Raw genomic sequence first — 605 nt, 5'->3', positions numbered from 1 at the left:
TCCAAGCGCTGCTCATGCGGCTGGTGATACGATTAATGTCTTGGCGACGGCTGATAGCAATGGCAATGTTTTGTCCTGTTTGTTCATGTTTGTGCGTGTGGATTTTCACGCTTTCAGACATGTCTGGGATTTTCCACGCACCTTTGCCGCTGTATGCGTAATACGTGACGCCAGAAACAGGCCCATACACCACGCCCATCGCAGGCTTGTTGTTGTCAATTAATGCAATGATGGTCGCAAAGTCGCCACTGCGTGCGATGAATTCTTGTGTGCCATCTAATGGGTCGACCAACCAATAACGCTGCCATTGTGCGCGCTGCTCTAAGCTGATGTCGGCAGCTTCTTCAGACAACACGGGGATGTCTGGTGTCAGTTCACTTAAACGTTCAGTGATGAGTTTGTGCGCGGCAATATCGGCGCTTGTGACCGGTCTTTCATCACTTTTGGTATACGCTTCATCTTGCTTTTTCTCGTAGATATCGAGAATCATTTGTCCCGCACTGCGGGCAATTTCGATAACTTGAGGAAGCAGGTGAGATAGATCTTTTGTCATTGGCATAGGTGATAGTCCTTACTCACAATATTTTCGGTTTACACCGTTATTG

Annotated in this window: 1 protein-coding gene; it reads right to left on the bottom strand. The window is 47.8% G+C overall.

Going from position 1 to position 605, the window contains the following annotated elements; translation table 11 throughout:
- Positions 1-559 (bottom strand): inositol monophosphatase family protein (locus tag R7Z77_RS26780; protein WP_318137227.1); only part of this gene is annotated, 559 nt, incomplete at its 3' end.
- Positions 560-605 lie beyond the last annotated feature (46 nt).

The sequence above is a fragment of the Vibrio sp. 1401 genome (assembly GCF_033340295.1).
The sequence above is the reverse complement of the archived record's forward strand: the minus strand, read 5'-3'. Positions and strand labels throughout refer to the sequence as shown.